Here is a 295-nt window from a genome sequence, read left to right on the forward strand (position 1 = left end):
ATGTCGGAGGGGTAGCGAAGTGGCTAAACGCGGCGGACTGTAAATCCGCTCCTTCGGGTTCGGCAGTTCGAATCTGCCCCCCTCCACCATTCTTAATTAATGGGCTATAGCCAAGCGGTAAGGCAACGGACTTTGACTCCGTCATGCGCTGGTTCGAATCCAGCTAGCCCAGCCATTAAGAGCCATTAGCTCAGTTGGTAGAGCATCTGACTTTTAATCAGAGGGTCGAAGGTTCGAATCCTTCATGGCTCACCATTTTTAATAAAACATGCGGGTGTGGCGGAATTGGCAGACG

3 tRNA genes are annotated in these 295 nt (G+C 51.5%); all 3 read left to right on the forward strand.

The annotated features are described in order from the left end of the window. Window positions 1-5: 5 nt before the first annotated feature. The 3 genes from RT27_RS31690 to RT27_RS31700 all read left to right on the forward strand — a co-directional run bounded on the left by RT27_RS31690 (window position 6) and on the right by RT27_RS31700 (window position 255). Window positions 6-89, forward strand: a tRNA-Tyr gene (locus tag RT27_RS31690). Between the two features lie 11 nt (window positions 90-100). After that, window positions 101-175 (forward strand) — tRNA-Gln (locus tag RT27_RS31695). A gap of 4 nt (window positions 176-179) precedes the next feature. Continuing rightward, window positions 180-255: transfer RNA gene (locus RT27_RS31700), tRNA-Lys, on the forward strand. Window positions 256-295 lie beyond the last annotated feature (40 nt).

It is taken from the genome of Bacillus sp. L_1B0_5 (assembly GCF_000836715.1).
In the GTDB taxonomy this organism is placed as follows: Bacteria; Bacillota; Bacilli; order Bacillales; family Bacillaceae_G; genus Bacillus_A; species Bacillus_A thuringiensis_S.